General features: G+C 56.0%; 15 protein-coding genes. All 15 read right to left on the minus strand.

The window, feature by feature from the left end; all coding sequences use genetic code 11:
* Positions 1-20: 20 nt before the first annotated feature.
* The 15 genes from VMJ32_16175 to secY all read right to left on the minus strand — a co-directional run bounded on the left by VMJ32_16175 (position 21) and on the right by secY (position 14,584).
* Entirely contained in the window at positions 21-3,041 is a 3,021-nt protein-coding gene (locus VMJ32_16175; protein HTQ40564.1) for a hypothetical protein, read from the minus strand.
* Positions 3,042-3,172: 131 nt separating this feature from the next.
* Positions 3,173-3,697: an HAD hydrolase family protein gene (locus tag VMJ32_16180; protein ID HTQ40565.1), complete on the minus strand. Its 525-nt coding sequence runs from the start codon at positions 3,695-3,697 to the stop codon at positions 3,173-3,175.
* A gap of 108 nt (positions 3,698-3,805) precedes the next feature.
* On the minus strand, positions 3,806-5,002 hold the full coding sequence (locus tag VMJ32_16185; protein ID HTQ40566.1) for a KpsF/GutQ family sugar-phosphate isomerase: 1,197 nt from the start codon (positions 5,000-5,002) through the stop codon (positions 3,806-3,808).
* 189 nt (positions 5,003-5,191) lie between these two features.
* Entirely contained in the window at positions 5,192-5,596 is a 405-nt protein-coding gene (locus VMJ32_16190; GenBank protein ID HTQ40567.1) for a TlpA disulfide reductase family protein, read from the minus strand.
* The gene (locus tag VMJ32_16195; GenBank protein HTQ40568.1) at positions 5,581-6,654 is read right to left on the minus strand and encodes a hypothetical protein; all 1,074 of its coding nucleotides are present in this window, start codon (positions 6,652-6,654) and stop codon (positions 5,581-5,583) included. Before VMJ32_16195 ends, VMJ32_16190 begins: the two co-directional genes overlap by 16 nt.
* Positions 6,655-6,731: 77 nt before the next feature.
* The gene (locus VMJ32_16200) at positions 6,732-7,622 is read right to left on the minus strand and encodes a hypothetical protein (protein HTQ40569.1); all 891 of its coding nucleotides are present in this window, start codon (positions 7,620-7,622) and stop codon (positions 6,732-6,734) included.
* Positions 7,623-7,779: 157 nt separating this feature from the next.
* Positions 7,780-8,373, minus strand: coding sequence for a L17 family ribosomal protein (locus tag VMJ32_16205; GenBank protein ID HTQ40570.1), 594 nt, complete (start codon positions 8,371-8,373; stop codon positions 7,780-7,782).
* Positions 8,374-8,483: 110 nt separating this feature from the next.
* Complete coding sequence (locus VMJ32_16210; protein ID HTQ40571.1) at positions 8,484-9,476, minus strand: DNA-directed RNA polymerase subunit alpha; 993 nt, start codon at positions 9,474-9,476, stop codon at positions 8,484-8,486.
* Positions 9,477-9,588: 112 nt separating this feature from the next.
* Positions 9,589-10,215: a 30S ribosomal protein S4 gene (gene rpsD / locus VMJ32_16215; GenBank protein HTQ40572.1), complete on the minus strand. Its 627-nt coding sequence runs from the start codon at positions 10,213-10,215 to the stop codon at positions 9,589-9,591.
* A gap of 70 nt (positions 10,216-10,285) precedes the next feature.
* On the minus strand, positions 10,286-10,669 hold the full coding sequence (gene rpsK / locus VMJ32_16220; GenBank protein ID HTQ40573.1) for a 30S ribosomal protein S11: 384 nt from the start codon (positions 10,667-10,669) through the stop codon (positions 10,286-10,288).
* Between the two features lie 157 nt (positions 10,670-10,826).
* Positions 10,827-11,210 carry a 30S ribosomal protein S13 gene (rpsM, locus tag VMJ32_16225; protein ID HTQ40574.1) on the minus strand — a complete coding sequence of 128 codons (384 nt, stop codon included), beginning with the start codon at positions 11,208-11,210 and terminating at the stop codon, positions 10,827-10,829.
* A gap of 110 nt (positions 11,211-11,320) precedes the next feature.
* Positions 11,321-11,434, minus strand: a complete 114-nt coding sequence (gene rpmJ, locus VMJ32_16230) for a 50S ribosomal protein L36 (GenBank protein HTQ40575.1) — start codon at positions 11,432-11,434, stop codon at positions 11,321-11,323.
* 107 nt (positions 11,435-11,541) lie between these two features.
* On the minus strand, positions 11,542-12,429 hold the full coding sequence (gene map, locus VMJ32_16235; GenBank protein HTQ40576.1) for a type I methionyl aminopeptidase: 888 nt from the start codon (positions 12,427-12,429) through the stop codon (positions 11,542-11,544).
* A gap of 135 nt (positions 12,430-12,564) precedes the next feature.
* Positions 12,565-13,128, minus strand: coding sequence for an adenylate kinase (locus VMJ32_16240; protein HTQ40577.1), 564 nt, complete (start codon positions 13,126-13,128; stop codon positions 12,565-12,567).
* Between the two features lie 115 nt (positions 13,129-13,243).
* Positions 13,244-14,584, minus strand: coding sequence for a preprotein translocase subunit SecY (gene secY / locus VMJ32_16245; GenBank protein ID HTQ40578.1), 1,341 nt, complete (start codon positions 14,582-14,584; stop codon positions 13,244-13,246).
* Positions 14,585-14,763: the final 179 nt, after the last annotated feature.

Raw genomic sequence — 14,763 nt, forward strand, 5'->3', positions numbered from 1 at the left:
GAAAGCCGCTGAAGCAAGAATTATCGCCGTGGCGACGAGACGGGCTGTTGCGCTGCCGATGGCGTCATTGGATGCGCGGTGTGCGGCTGCGGATCGGTGCTGAATTGAGTGGAATCGAGATATTGCAGACCTCCCATTTTCACTTGGCGTGTTGAGGGCCAGTAGTAGATCGAGGCCGCGGCTGTTTTGGTTTGTGGTGCGCCGGGCTTCATCTGGCGGAGCAATTGAGCATCGCTGCGCCCATCGCCAAGCAGCACGAGCATATCTTTCGCCTCGGAATAAGTTAGCTGTTGCGCCAGGGCAGTGAAAGTATCGCCTTCCAATTGCTGCCCCTCGACTCGTGTGTTGCCGGTGGCTTGCATTTCCATCATGCTCCGCCCTTGAACTGGAGGACTTTGATTGGTCGCCAATTGATCGCAGGTCAACACCAAGCTGCGCGGCGGTAGACCAGCAGGACTGTCGGCATCCAGCTTAGCATCCCACGCAGGCACTGGCCCATACACGGTTCGCACGTGGTCCTGGAATACAAGTTCCCTGCGTAGCACATTCCCGGAAATGCCGCGCTCGAATTGCACGTCAAGAAAATTGATTTGCTGGCTGTTGCCATCGCTTGGATTTCCTGTTGTGCTGGAGCCCATGCCTGAAAGCGGGTTGCTCGCGGCATTGGAATTCGCGCTTGTATTTGGACTGCTCGCGGGGTTGGAGCCTGCATCGGGATTTACATTTGCAGACGGCCCCAACAATCCACCCAATCCGCCCCCCAACGATCCAGCCGAACCCAACCGCCAACTGAACAATCGTCCGGGCTGATCGTCCGTTGCTTGCCCGGTTAAATCGCCGGTAATTTGGTTGACCGTCAACGTCGACAGATGTTGCAACTGATCCAACACGGCCATCTTTCCCTGCAGCGTTTGACGATTTTCCAACCACACGTTACCTCGGCAGGTAACCCATTCCACTTGCGAACGTTGCTGTTGCTGCGGGCTGACTGCGTTGAAATCGACCCGTTCGTGCAAGATGGCTTCCAGTTGCGGAGCGCGAATGGTTTGTGTCGTTTCGTGATCGATTCGCTGTCCCACCACGTCCCGATCGAATTTCACCGTGCGTCCATCGAAGACCATGCCTCTCTGCCAATCGATGGTGGTCGTGCCATGATTGGCAGCAAGAAGACCCTGCTGATCGGTTGCCGCGAGCGTCTGATTGTTTAGCGGCGGCGGATCATTCGTCACGATCATGCGGCCTGGCCCATCAATCCACAAGCGATTTTGCCCGCGATGCAAATGCACCGTTTGGCCAAACATGGTTAATCCCTGGGCGCTAATTTCGGCCGGCCGGCCGGTGACGGCGACTTCCGCCTGGGTGGTGTTGGCCCGCAAGACTTCCAAATAATCGCCGCGTGTTTCCAGCGGCTTTTCGTCTGTTTGAGTCGAAGATTGTGCGAATTGCACATTCCCCTCCACGCTGACGCGTTCCACCTCGTTTTGCGAGGCGTGATTGACCGACCAGACTTTCAAAATGCCGCCGTAAATTTCGTAGTGTGGCCGTGGCAAATTGGGATTTTGGTTGCCCGACGAATTGGTTGACCCGTTCCGCGGGGTGGAACCGCGGTTGGCGAGGCTGCTTTGGACTGTCGACGAAGATAGATTGTCACCTGGCACCTCGTCGCGCATCCATGCTTCCAGCCGCGACACCTCGCCGCTGAGTTGGGGCGAATCAATCCGCACGATATTTCCGGACGCTTCCATCAACAAGTGACGATCGACAATGTCGTAATCCAAGCGTTCCCCGCGGACTTCGCCCCCCATCGATTCCGCCCGGACCACCACGGGGTTGCCGCGCGCCACCAATCGCTTTGGTTCCAATTGCGGCATTGCGTGACCGGCGGGGGCTTGCTGTTGCTCGCCGGCGCTTTGCGCGGATATCGGCGTGGCCGTCTGCGAAGAAGAAGTACCGGCAGCCGCCGCTATGGAAGTAGCCTGCCCCGGTTGTGGTTGTCGCGGCGCGAAGTATAAATTCAATAGCTCGCAGTTCATTTGATCGCTGGGACCGTTGGGATGCGGGCGCACCACGTCCACACGATCGTGAAAGGTGGCGACATTCTCCACCAAATCGAATTCAAATGGGCCTTGGCACTGAATATCGACTGGCGAATTGTTGGCTTGACCGTCGGTGGAACGACCGGGTGTGATTGGGCCCGTCGCAGCGTGGCCTGCGGGGGCAGACAGATCGACCGTAGACTGGCTCATGGGTGCAGACAAATCCACCGTGCGACTAGTCGCCGCGTTGCGGTCGCCGGGCAGAAAACCGCCCGAGCTTGGCTGCAAGTGCATGCGCACGTCGGTCAGCAATTGAAACGATTGCACACCGCTGAAATTGGTGCCGTGGTTGCCGTTTCCACCCGGACCCGGGAGCAATTCGATCCGCATATCTCGGCCATGCCCAAAGCTGGCGCCGAAGCGAAAATTGACCTCATTCGGCGTGAAAATCAAATTGTCTTTCATTTGCACGTCGTGGGTGGTGACCAGAAAATCGTCGCCTCCTTCCGGTCGCGTGGGCCCGCTTTGAATGGTGACCGGTCCGTGCATGACGCCGCTCAACAATTGTCCCATCTTGCCGCTGTCTAAATCTTCCTGGTCGTCGAATTGCAGCTCGGCCCCATGTGGTGCTTGCAAAATGATGACGCGCCGGTGGCTGTCGACGGCTTCCGCGTCGCCGTCGAGAAAATAAATTACCGTGCATGGGTTCAGCAGCACGCGGTGATCCGGCGTCGATTGGTATTCTTTGACCAAGTATTTGGCCGTGGCGCTATCGAGCACAATGGGATTATCAAGCTCCCAGGAGCCTTCTGGAAAAAACCGGGCATAGCCTCCCAGGCGGTTTTGCGATTCTCGGGCCGCCTGGCGTTTTTCTAAGGATACCGCGGCCACCCGCTTGGACACTCGCTGCGGTTCCATCCAGGGCACGGCTGCCACCCGATACACGCAATACGCCCCCACCACAACCAAAAAGCTGACGGTGGTGCGTTTTAGTCGGGCAAACATAGGGCAACAAATTTTTCAATGCAAATGAGGCTCTGATCTGGATTTATCAAATGGAATCAATCGAAGCTCGAGCGAAATTTGGCCTCAATGGGCGAATTTTTCCGCGAACACCTAGCCGCGGCATTTTTCGCTTAACCTGTGCCGTATTTCTGTAGTACGTCGTCCCAGCGGCCTTGGGCTTTCAAAATCAACTCAATGACTTCGCGGACAGCGCCACGGCCTCCCTGGGCCTGTGTTACGTAATGGGCTGCGGCTTGCAATTCTTGGCAGCCATCTCCCACGACCACGGCAAAGCCTACGTGGCGCAGTACGGGAAGATCGGGCAAATCGTCCCCGACGTAGCACACCTTTTCGGCCTGCAATTGCCGTTGTGAAAGTATTTGTTTTACAGCGGGTAACTTATCGTCAATGCCTTGCCGCACAATGTCGACGCCCAATTCGACGGCCCGCAATTGCACAATGTGCGAAGCGCGGCCGGTCACCAAGCCAAAATGATGCCCCGCGCGTTGCCACAGTTTAATGCCCAGCCCGTCGCGGATGTGGAAGCGTTTGATTTCGATCCCCTGGTTATCGAAAATCACGCCGCCATCGGTCAGCACGCCGTCGACATCGGACAAAATCAATTCGATCGAGCGGCAGCGGCTGACAAGATCCATGGAAGGGTTCAGGGGTCAGGGTTCAGAACAAAGGCTCGAGAAGTGAAGGGTTGCGTGTCCGCTAGCGGTTTAGCACGACATTTCACCCATTTCGCCATTTTTTGCAAATCATGGGCCAACTTTGCCGCCGCTTGACGGCGGTTTTAACAACGCAGCATTCTTGGGTCGCGGCACGCCGCTGGAGTTTTCCGATTGGGCAGCCAGCACCACCGCCAAGCCTTCGGGATACAGCGCCACGATGTCGGTGATATCGAGCAAACCCACGGGCTTGCCTTCAGTGTCGACGACCGGTAATTCGCTGATTCGCCGCTCGGCCATGATGGCCACCGCATCGTTCATCATGGAACCTTGTGGCACGCTGGTGGGGTGCGAAGTCATCACGTTGCGAATGGGTCCGTCCAGCAGTGCGTCGCGGCGGCTTTCAAACAGGCGCGCCAAGTCGCTGTCGGTGAAAATGCCGCGCAGCTTGCCGGCATGGTCGACAATCATAATCGCTCCGGTGCGGCGCGCCGGCAGACGTGCTTCGATCAGTACTTCGCGCACAGTTCGGGTGCATACCGCTAAGCGGCAATCCGACAAACGCCGCATGCAATCGTCGACGCGCGCCAATTGTCGGCCCAGGCTGCCGCCGGGATGAAAGCGGGCAAAATCGTCACGGCTGAAGCCGCGCATGCGGCTGGTCACCAGCGCCAGCGCATCTCCCACCGCCAGCATGGCCGTCGTGCTGGTGCTGGGCGCCAGACCCAGCGAGCACGCTTCTTGCAGCGGGCCGATGTCAATGACGATCAGCGCCGATTGCCCTAATTTGCTTCCAACACGTCCGGTGATCGCCACCAGTGGCGTGCCGATTTGCCGAATCGACGGCAACAGCCGCACCACTTCTTCCGTGTCGCCGCTTTGCGATAGCATGAGCACCACGTCGTCGTGGTGGATCCGACCCAAATCGCCATGAATGGCCTCGGTCGGATGCAAAAAATGGCTCCTCGAACCCGTCGATGCCAGCGTGGCGGCGATTTTTTGGCCGATCAACCCCGCCTTGCCGATGCCGCTGACAATTACGCTGCCGGTGCATCGATAAATCAAATCGACCGCGCGGGTAAACGAATCATCCAGCCGCCGCGAAACCGCCTCCAACGCCCGGGCTTCCATTTCGATAATTTGCCGGGCGTACTGTAACTGATCGTTCGCGTTGTTTGTATTTTTTGCCGGCCGGGCAGTTTGAGCCGCACTCGAAAGCGACGCTTTGTCGGATAGTGCGGGCGGGAAAGAATGCGGCACAAAACCCGCAGGTGAATTGGTGCTCATGGCGAGCGTCATCCATGACAAAGTGCGGAGTCAATCAGAGGGCCTTTAACGCCCCCTCAGCAGGCGCAATCCGTTGGCTTGCCTCGGGCCGGAAATTGTACCGCCCTCAGCAGTTTGTCACAACGCAAAACAGGCTGCTAGCACGGCGGGTGTCATATCAGCTGGTAAGACGATTGCTCCTGCAAGCCGCTATTTTTTGAGCTGTTCGGCCATCATAGTTTCGTCGCCATCTTTGACGACGTGGCCGTGGGGATCAATCAGCACACTACAGGGCACGCTGAGAATGTTGTAAGCCTCGAATGTTTTACCTTCGCCGTCCAAGACGACGGGAAATGGCAGCGGTTTGCCCGCCCAGGTTTTTTCGACAATCGGCGCCATTACGCTGTCCAACTGTTCCATGGTTTTGGGACCATCTTCTTCGGTCACCACGCACACGGCCAAAATCTCATATTGATCGCGCTGGTTGGCGTGTTCTTCGTAAAACTTGGTGAGTGCAGGCAAACTTCGCTGGAGGCACGGCAAGCAATTCGGCCCCCAAAACTCTAGCAGCACCCATTTGCCTCGAAAGTCCGCCAGTTTCATGTCCTTGGACACGCCGCGGGCGTCGGAAATTTGCAGCGGCGGCGGTTCCTTGCTGTAGTATTTTTTGATAAAGCCAAAGCGGTCGACAGCGCTATCTGCTGGCACTTCCAACCCGTAAGCTGCCAGAGTGAATTCACGACAGGAACCACGCGACGTTCGTACTTTGTAAATTCGATGGTCGATTTTACGCCCCTGTTTTTTCCTTCGTGTTGCAGTGTGGAGGTTTCCCGTACAGGGATGGTATCGTCGGCGCCACGATATTCGATCACATCTTCCGCGGTGGCGGCCTCGCCGCTGGGGCTTTCCAGATGCAATTGCGAACGACGTATGGCCCAACGTCGCTTGGGGTCAAGCAACATCCAACCATGCCGTACGGCAATGAATTCGTCTCCTTTTTGCGGGCTGAACGTAAATGACACTTTCACTAATTTTGTATCTCCCTCATCGGCCGCTTCGACGCTATCCAAATGAAAGCCTAGCCTGGGATACAAAGTGGCCAGCGAATGCCAGGGAGAAAAAATATTGGCTCGCCCTTGCATTTCCAGGGCGCGGCGCGTACTCACGTCATTGGCCGACCGTACAAAAATGATTTTCCACGGTGCGTCTTCCTGGCGGCGCAAGCTAAAGGAGCATTGATCATTGAGGGCGTCAATTCCGATTTCAACGGCTTTGGGACGCACAAATGACGGGGGTAAATTACCTTCGGGCGGCCAGCGAGTAATTTGCTGCATCAGCATGTCGCCACGGGATTTGACAATCATTTGTTGCTTCTCAGTCCAGCGGCTGCCGTCTTCGGTGTAGTTTTCATGCGTGGAATTCACTTCGACATCGACGTCCCGATTGATTTTTTCCGCTTCGCCATAGGCTTTGGGCCACTCGGCGAGAAATTGCTCGCGCGCGGTCGGCGTTTCGTCACCGGGTGCCGCATTGTAACAGCCAAGAACGAGCAGTGTCGGAATCAACGCCGCCCGCATGAATAACCCAATCATTGGCGCACTGACCTGGAGCAAATGCGGCAACCGCATGCACCTTACCACCACCGTGGCCCGTTTTCTGGATTTTACAGTCATTGCTGCAATATATCACAGATTGCCCATAGAGAGCCTGGGGCCTGTCGCCGATAAAAGAACGTTCTCTCAAACAAGCGTCATTTTGCCTGGCTGACTTGTTCTTCGGGCGTGCCGATTTTCACGCTGGCCCCTGTTGCCGGCGGGAATAAATCGTCGTAGCGGCTTTGCGCCAGACGGATGATCAGCATTTTTTGCTGCAATTCGTCGGCGTCGGCTTGCGGTTCGGTAAAAAAGTAATGACCCAGCGTGCCCGGACGGTCGGGCAGGGTGGTCAGCAGCAACATTTGATTGGCTTCCAAGGTCGCCTCAAATGCCAGCCGCTGGAATACACGCTTGGGCTTGCCCGATTGCGGCAGAATGCGGCCATCTTCGGACACCCACTGCTGCTTGGGCTCGCCGTAGTGTAATTCCGGCGTCAAATGCAGCCTGATTCGTCGATCGCCGAGCGCCTGGGTTTTGGCGGCCAAAATGCCTTGAGCCTGTTCGTACGTGTGACCGCTAACGCAACCGTCCTCGCTCATCAACAGGGGCACTTCAGGATAAATGTTAGAGGCGATGATCTCTCCTCGCCAACCGGAATGCAATTGCATTTGTTGACGACTAACCGGCGAGGCTTTTTCCAACCGCGCCGCCGCTTCGGTAACGCTCGCGGGCTTTTTGTCCGCTGTCGCCAAAATGTGGGCCAGCGGAGCCGGCAATTCTCCGCTGACAATGCCGGCGCGGAAGCCGTTTTCGCCCAGCGCCCGCCGGACGGCCAGCGGGATTTGCTGTTCGTCGATTTGATCCCACATGGAGCCATTCAACTCGTCGTCGTGCAGGGGAAACCGAACCGAAACAATTTCCAACTGCACGCCGTCGTCGGCCATTTCCACGGGTTTCAAGAGCGTTTCTCCGTGCGGCGCGGCAGGGGGCGCCCAACTGCAGCCGGAAATGCCGGCCGCGGCTGTCAGCGTCAGGCACCAACACACAAAACGGGAAATCGCGCGCAGCATCGCTAGAAAAAGGCTACATCGGTGGAAGGGAATCAACGAAAAGAACGGTCGGAAAAGAGCCCATGCAGGGCCGCGTAGATTAGACCGACCCGCCAGCGGCGTCAATGCGAATCGCCCGTGCTAGCACTTTCAATTACGACTTCGCTCCGGTCGGCTCGCTTTCGAACTTTGGCGCCACCGCCGGTTTGGAGCCTCGATCGCGCACGCCGACAAATTCCAAAATGGCCCGCGTGCCGGCATCGCCCAAGCGTGGCTTGGCCAGCCGCATAATTCGCGTGTATCCGCCGGAGCGATCAACAAACCGCGGGGCTACCACTTCAAAGCAGACGGCGGCTGCGCGCTTCCGTCCCAGCAGCGTGACCAAACGTCGCCGAGCCGAAACGACCGGAGCCATGGCGGCGGCCCATTTTTGCCACTGCTTGCTTTTCCGCCATTTGCGCCATTCGTCGCTGTTGCGGTCGGCGGTAGTGCCCAATTTGTCGGCTTCTTCCAAGGCTGCTTGGGCACGGCAGGCAATGCTAATGCAACGCTCTACCAGCGGACGCACTTCCTTGGCTTTTTGCACGGTGGTAATGATGCGGCCTTTAACTTTGGGGGCTTGCTTCTCGTCTAGGAATTCGTCCTTATCCAGCTCGGTCAAAAACAGCGCGCTGGCCAAATTCCGCATGAGCGCTTTGCGATGCGTTGGCGAACGGCCCAAAACACGGCCTAATTTACGGTGTCGCATGACGGTGGCATCTTTCTTGTTTTGTCGATTCCTGAGAGGCTATTTCAAAACTGAGGTTTTGGCTCGGCAGAAGCCTCGCCCTCCCAGGATTTGAAACAGGCTCTAATGCATTAACTAACGGCGGCCGGCACACGCATACCCAAGCGCAGGCCCAACTCCGCGAGTTTTTCCTTGACTTCGCGCAGCGTGGTTTCGCCGAAGTTACGGACCTCCAGCAATTGATCTTCGGAGCGTTGCACCAAATCGCGCACGGTTTGAATGTTTTCGCTTTCCAGACAGTTAGAGGCCCGCACCGAAAGCTTCAAATCGGCCAGCGGCATACCCAACTTTTGTTCTGCGGCGCCATCCAGGGGTCCGCTGATGCCGGCGCTTCGGCCTGAGCCGCCGACCCGTGCACCCAACTCGGTGTATTGCACAAACGGGTTAAGGTGCTTGCGCAAAATCTTCGCCGCTTCCACCAGCGCCATTTCCGGGCCGATGGAGCCGTTCGTCCAAATTTCAGTCGTCAGTTTGTCGTAGTTGGTTTTCTGGCCCACGCGAGTTTCTTCAATTTCGTAGCGAACCCGCAAAATCGGGCTGAATACCGCGTCGACGGGAATGATGCCAATTTCCTGCACGTTGGGGCTGTGCTCGCTGGCAGGGACGTATCCGCGGCCGTTTTCGATGACCATTTCCATCACAAACGGCACATCGTCGGTGAGGGTGGCCAAAATATGGTGCTTGTTGATCACTTCTACCGTGTCATCAGTTTGGACATCGGCGCCGGTCACCACGCCGCGCGAGTTCTTTTCGATCCGCAGCACTTTGGTTTGGTCGGTATAGTTTTTCACGACCAACGATTTGACATTCAACACCACGTCGGTCATGTCTTCCACGACGCCGGGCAAAGTCGTGAACTCGTGCTGGGCCCCGTGAATTTTGATCTGGGTGACGGCGCTGCCTTCCAGGCTGGAAAGCAAAATGCGACGCAATGAATTGCCGATGGTGACGCCAAAGCCGCGTTCAAACGGCTCGGCCACAAATTTCCCGTACGTGGCGGACAACGTTTTTACGTCGCAAACCACTTGGCTAGGCAGCTCTAATCCACGCCAGCGAATGTGCATAGTTACCTCCGGATGTGCCTGGTGTCTGGGTGTCCGCGGTCGAGGTGGCAACGGGCAGAGTAATTCGCCCGCTTGGCATCCGACGCTCAGACATTCAGGCACATAGACACTGTTACTTCGAACACAACTCCACAATCAAATTCGCTTGAATTCCGCCCAGCGAGCAATCTTCCGCCGTCGGCAAACGGTTGACGCGGCCCTCGGGAACGCCGCCTTCCATGCGCGACAGGAAATCGGGAATATCGCGATGGTACTCCGCAACGCAGGATTGGATGGCTTGCAAACTTTTGCCGCGATTCTTGGCGCGAATTACGTCTCCCACGTGCACTAAATAGCTGGGAATATCGCAACGATGGCCATTTACAGTAATATGTCCGTGACGGATGAGTTGCCGTGCCTGGGCCCGCGACAAGCCAAACCCCAGCCGGCATACAATGTTGTCCAGGCGCCGCTCCAGCAAACTCATCAGCGCTTCGCCAGTGTTTCCCTTGCCTTTGACGGCCCGTTTGTAATATCCGCGGAATTGCCGTTCCAGGACGCCGTAATAATGCTTCACTTTTTGCTTTTCGCGCAGATGGATTCCGTAATCAGTAAGTTTGCCGCGGCGAACGGCCATCCCCGGCGGAGTTTCGCGCCGTTCAATGGCACACTTGGGCGTGTCGCAGCGGGTGCCCTTCAAAAAGAGCTTTAATCCATCGCGGCGGCATAAACGACAAACGGGTCCTGTGGTGCGAGCCATAATTTCGAAAAAATAAAGCTAAGGCGATTGAAAATGGTCTGTGGAGGATGGTCCGGAAAAAAATGCGTTCTTACACTCGACGACGCTTCGGCGGGCGACAGCCATTGTGCGGCAATGGCGTGATATCTTCGATCGATTTAATGGTCAGTCCCGCGGCCTGCAGGGCGGTAATGGCGCTTTCTCGTCCGCTACCTGGCCCCTTTACTTTCACCTCCACTTCTTTCACGCCAAACTTGGAGGCTTTTTCAGCGGCCTGCTGTGCAGCCATTTGCCCGGCAAACGGCGTGCTTTTGCGAGAACCTTTGAAACCCGTAGTGCCGGCGCTGGCCCAACACAACGCGTCGCCTTTGGAATCAGTAATGGTAACGGTGGTGTTATTAAACGTGGCCTTAATGTAGGCGATGCCCACGGTCACGTTCCGCCGCGCTTTGCGTTTGGTTTTGGCTACAGCCACGTGCTTTCCGCTCCGGAATTAAATTGACCGAATTGAACTGTCACGAATTCTGTCCCCATCGGCGCTTGAGCCGCATGACAAAAGTCAAATGACTAATGCAATTTGAAAATTCATTCGTCATTCGTCCCGGCGCGCCGGGATCGTCATTCGTCATGATCTACTTCATGTCCTTCACGCCTTTTTTGCCGGCCACCGTTTTCTTGGGGCCTTTGCGAGTTCGGGCGTTGGTGCGTGTCCTTTGTCCGCGAACCGGCAGACCGCGCCGATGCCGCACGCCGCGATAGCACCCAATATCTTTTAGCCGGGCTACATTCTGCGTCAGTTGCCGGCGCAACTGACCTTCCACCGTGTAATCTTTATCCAACAGTGCCGCCATGCGGGCCACTTCGTCTTCGTGCAAATCACGGGCTCGCGCCTGCGAATCGACGCCCGCTTTGTGGCACAACTCCAGCGCAATGCGCGGGCCCACGCCGTACAAATACTGCAACGAGATAAACGTTGGCTTGTCTGGCGGAATATCAACGCCCAATAAACGTGGCATGTTGTTTTTGAGTGTCTAAATGTCTGGTTTCTATCTGTCTGGTCTACGTCAGCTGCCACGACATATAGGTTTCAGACACAAAGAAACCTAGGCACGCAGACGCCTTATTCTTAACCTTGCCGCTGTTTGTGGCGCGGATTACTGCACACCACATACACCACGCCTCGGCGGCGCACAATTTTGCAATGATCGCACAAGCGCTTGACACTAGCTCGGATTTTCATAATCCAAAAATCCCTCGGCGAGACTGCACTTTGATGGCAATTCGGCCCGGACTGAAAGCCTTTCAATATACGGTTTGGCACGCGATTTGTTCAAGGCCTCAAAATGCCTATTTTTCGCTGCCTACGGCGGAAAAAGCCGAGCCTCTTGCTGGCGACACCCGGCTTAAAAGATCGCGCAATACCGCATCGTCGAATTCTTCCCCAGGTTGGGGCGGAGCCGTTAGAACCCACGGACCTTCGGTGGTCATCGCCACAGTATGTTCAAAATGGGCGCTATAGCGACCATCGCTGGTTACCTGCGTCCAATGATCGGCCAGTGTTTTGGTTTTTTTCGTCCCCATGTTCACCATCGGCTCTACGGCAATGACCAAGCCCGGTTCCAGCTTGAAATCGTGGCTCCGCCGCAGTTGCGGGCTGACGAAATTGGGCACCTGCGGCTCTTCGTGCATCTCGCGGCCAATGCCGTGCCCCACAAAGTTCTCCACCACGGAAAAACCATGGTCGCGCACGAAAGAACCCATTTCCCGGGCCACGTCGCTCCAGCGGGTTTTCACGGCCATCAGTTCAATCGCCAGATCAAGCACGCCCCGGGTCACATCCAATAGCCGCTGCACCTCTGGCAAAATAATTCCCACCGGATGTGTATAAGCCGAATCGCCGCACCAGCCATTGAGCTTGCAGCCTGTATCCAGGCTGACAACATCACCTTCTTTCAATCTGCGCGCTCCCGGAATGCCATGCACCACTTCATCGTTCACGCTGATACACGTAGCGGCAGGGAAGGGGACCTTGCCCGGCACGCCCTTAAACAGCGGCACCGCATGCAGACGAGTGAAATACTCGTCAATGACAGCGTCTATTTCGGCCGTCGTAATTCCTGGCCGGACCGCTGCTTTCGCCGCCTGATGTGCCGCCCACACCGCCAGTCCCGCTTTTCGCATCAGCGCCAATTCGCGGGGCGAACGCAAATTGATGCATTTGGGAGAATTTACCACGGCTGAAACTGCTTTCGGCGGACGGAGTCAAATTCGAGGGCCATCCAGCGACGGCCCGACACGGGTCCGCACGGCTGAAAAAAACATGGTTGTCTTTCAAATTATCCTACATCGAAGCGGCTGCGGCGGCTACCGCTAGCGCGATTTCATTTGTTCCACCGCTTGGCGCAAGCGTGAAAACACTTCATCCACCGTGCCCATTGCATCGATCGCGTGCAGCAGCTTTCGTCCGGCGTAATACTCCGACAACGGCTTCGTCTGCTCCTCGTAGGTGGCCATCCGTTGCCGAATGACCTCCGGTTTGTCGTCACCCCGGCCGCGGGCAATCATTCGCTGGATGACTGCATCCTTGTCCACTTCCAATTCAAACACGCCGTCCAGCGGTTGGCTGCGGCCAGTCAGAAATTTGTCTAGAGCCGTGGCCTGCGGCAAACTGCGCGGAAAGCCGTCCAGCAAATATCCGCTTGCGCAATCTGGCTGGACAATCCGCTGTTGCACAAGTTCCAGCACGGTTTCGTCGGGGACCAGCTTTCCGGCATCGATGAATTGTTTGGCCTGCGTGCCGACCGGCGTGCCCTTGTCGATGGCTTCACGGAGCATTTCGCCCGTGGATAAATGCGGCACGCACAGAAATTCAACCAATCGCTGTGCCTGGGTCCCTTTGCCGGCGCCGGGTGGCCCGATAAGAACGAGTCGCATGAAAACACCGGTCACTTAACAAGTTCGAAATCGGATTGTGAAGTTCGAGCTTTAGGCCTCGCACTTTGCTTTGTCACGGTGTGCCATTCGAACTTCCTTGTTCGTGTTTCGCGTTTCATGTCAGCAAGCCCTTGTAATTTCGCATCACCAGGTGACTGTCGATCTTTTGCACTAAATCGAAGGCCACGCTGACGGCAATCAACAGCGTCGTGCCGCCGTAAAACTGGGCAATGGCATAGTTAATATCCAACGATCCCGATACGAGCGTGGGCACGATCGCCACCACCGATAGGAACGCCGCGCCCACATACGTAATTCGTACCATTACCTTTTCCAGATAATCTTCTGTTCGCTTGCCCGGCCGATAGCCTGGAATGAACGTGCCGAAGTTCTTCAAATTATCCGAAACGTCTTTCGGATTGAACATGATGGCCGTCCAAAAGTAGCAGAAAAAGTAAATTAAAATGACGTACGAGATGTTGTAAATGTACGAGGTGCCGCGGGTGAAAGCGTCGTTCAAATTGTCCCAAATTCCGCCATAACTGGCAGCCATTTGCCGGAACAACAAATTCGGGAACAGCAATAGGCTGCTGGCGAAAATAATCGGCATTACGCCCGAGTGATTCACCTTCAGCGGCAGGTATTGGCGGGTTCCGCCAAATACGCGCCGGCCACGTACGTGCTTGGCGCTTTGCGTCGGAATGCGCCGCTGCCCCTGATCCATGTACACCACGCCGGCCACAACGCTGACAAATAAAATGCCCATCACCAACCATTTTTCCGGGCCGAACTTGCCGACGCTGCCGCCCAATTCCAGCGAACTGTTTTGAATCATATCCATGAAGGCGTTGGGCATCCGCGCCAAAATCCCCGCCATAATTAACAAGCTGATGCCATTGCCGATGCCAAACTCATCAATTTGTTCTCCCAGCCACATCAAAAACACGGTTCCCGTGGTCATCGTCATGACGGCCACAAATTGCCAATAAAACGGCAAGTGGCCGTTCACCAAAAACTCCGCGGAAATGAAGTGCTGGCTGGTCACCCAAGCCAAATAAGCCCAGCTTTGGCCAATGCAAATCACCACCGTGGCGTAACGGGTGTATTCGTTGATTTTTTTGCGGCCGCTTTCCCCTTCCTTCTGCAATTGTTCCAGCGGTGACCATACGCTGCCCAATAGTTGGAAAATGATCGAGGCCGAAATGTAGGGCATAATGCCAAGGCCGAAGATCGTGGCCTGCGTCAGTTGGCTGGCGCTAAAAATGGCTGCTTGCGAGAAGAACGTGCCCAAACCGGAGCTTTGTTGCGATTGAAAGGCATGTTTCATTGCCGCCACGTCGGCAATGGGCAGCGGTATTTGAAACCCGACTCGGTAGATTGCCAAAAACAGCATGGTCAGCAGAATTTTCTGCCGTAGCTCCGGAATGGTGAAGATGACCCGAATTTTTTCCCACATGGCTTGCTCCGTCGGCAGAAATGATTTGCGACTAGATTATTTTAACCGCTGATACGCTGGGGCGCGGAGAGGAGATTTTATTGGCAAAGCAGGAAAGTTGATCAAGGCAAGCCCAAATCTTTCCTGTTTTCCCCGATTCCTGATGATTTCGACCTAAGTTCGCTTCGGTTCTGCGTCTC

This window comes from Pirellulales bacterium, from assembly GCA_035499655.1.
Lineage (GTDB): Bacteria > Planctomycetota > Planctomycetia > Pirellulales > JADZDJ01 > DATJYL01.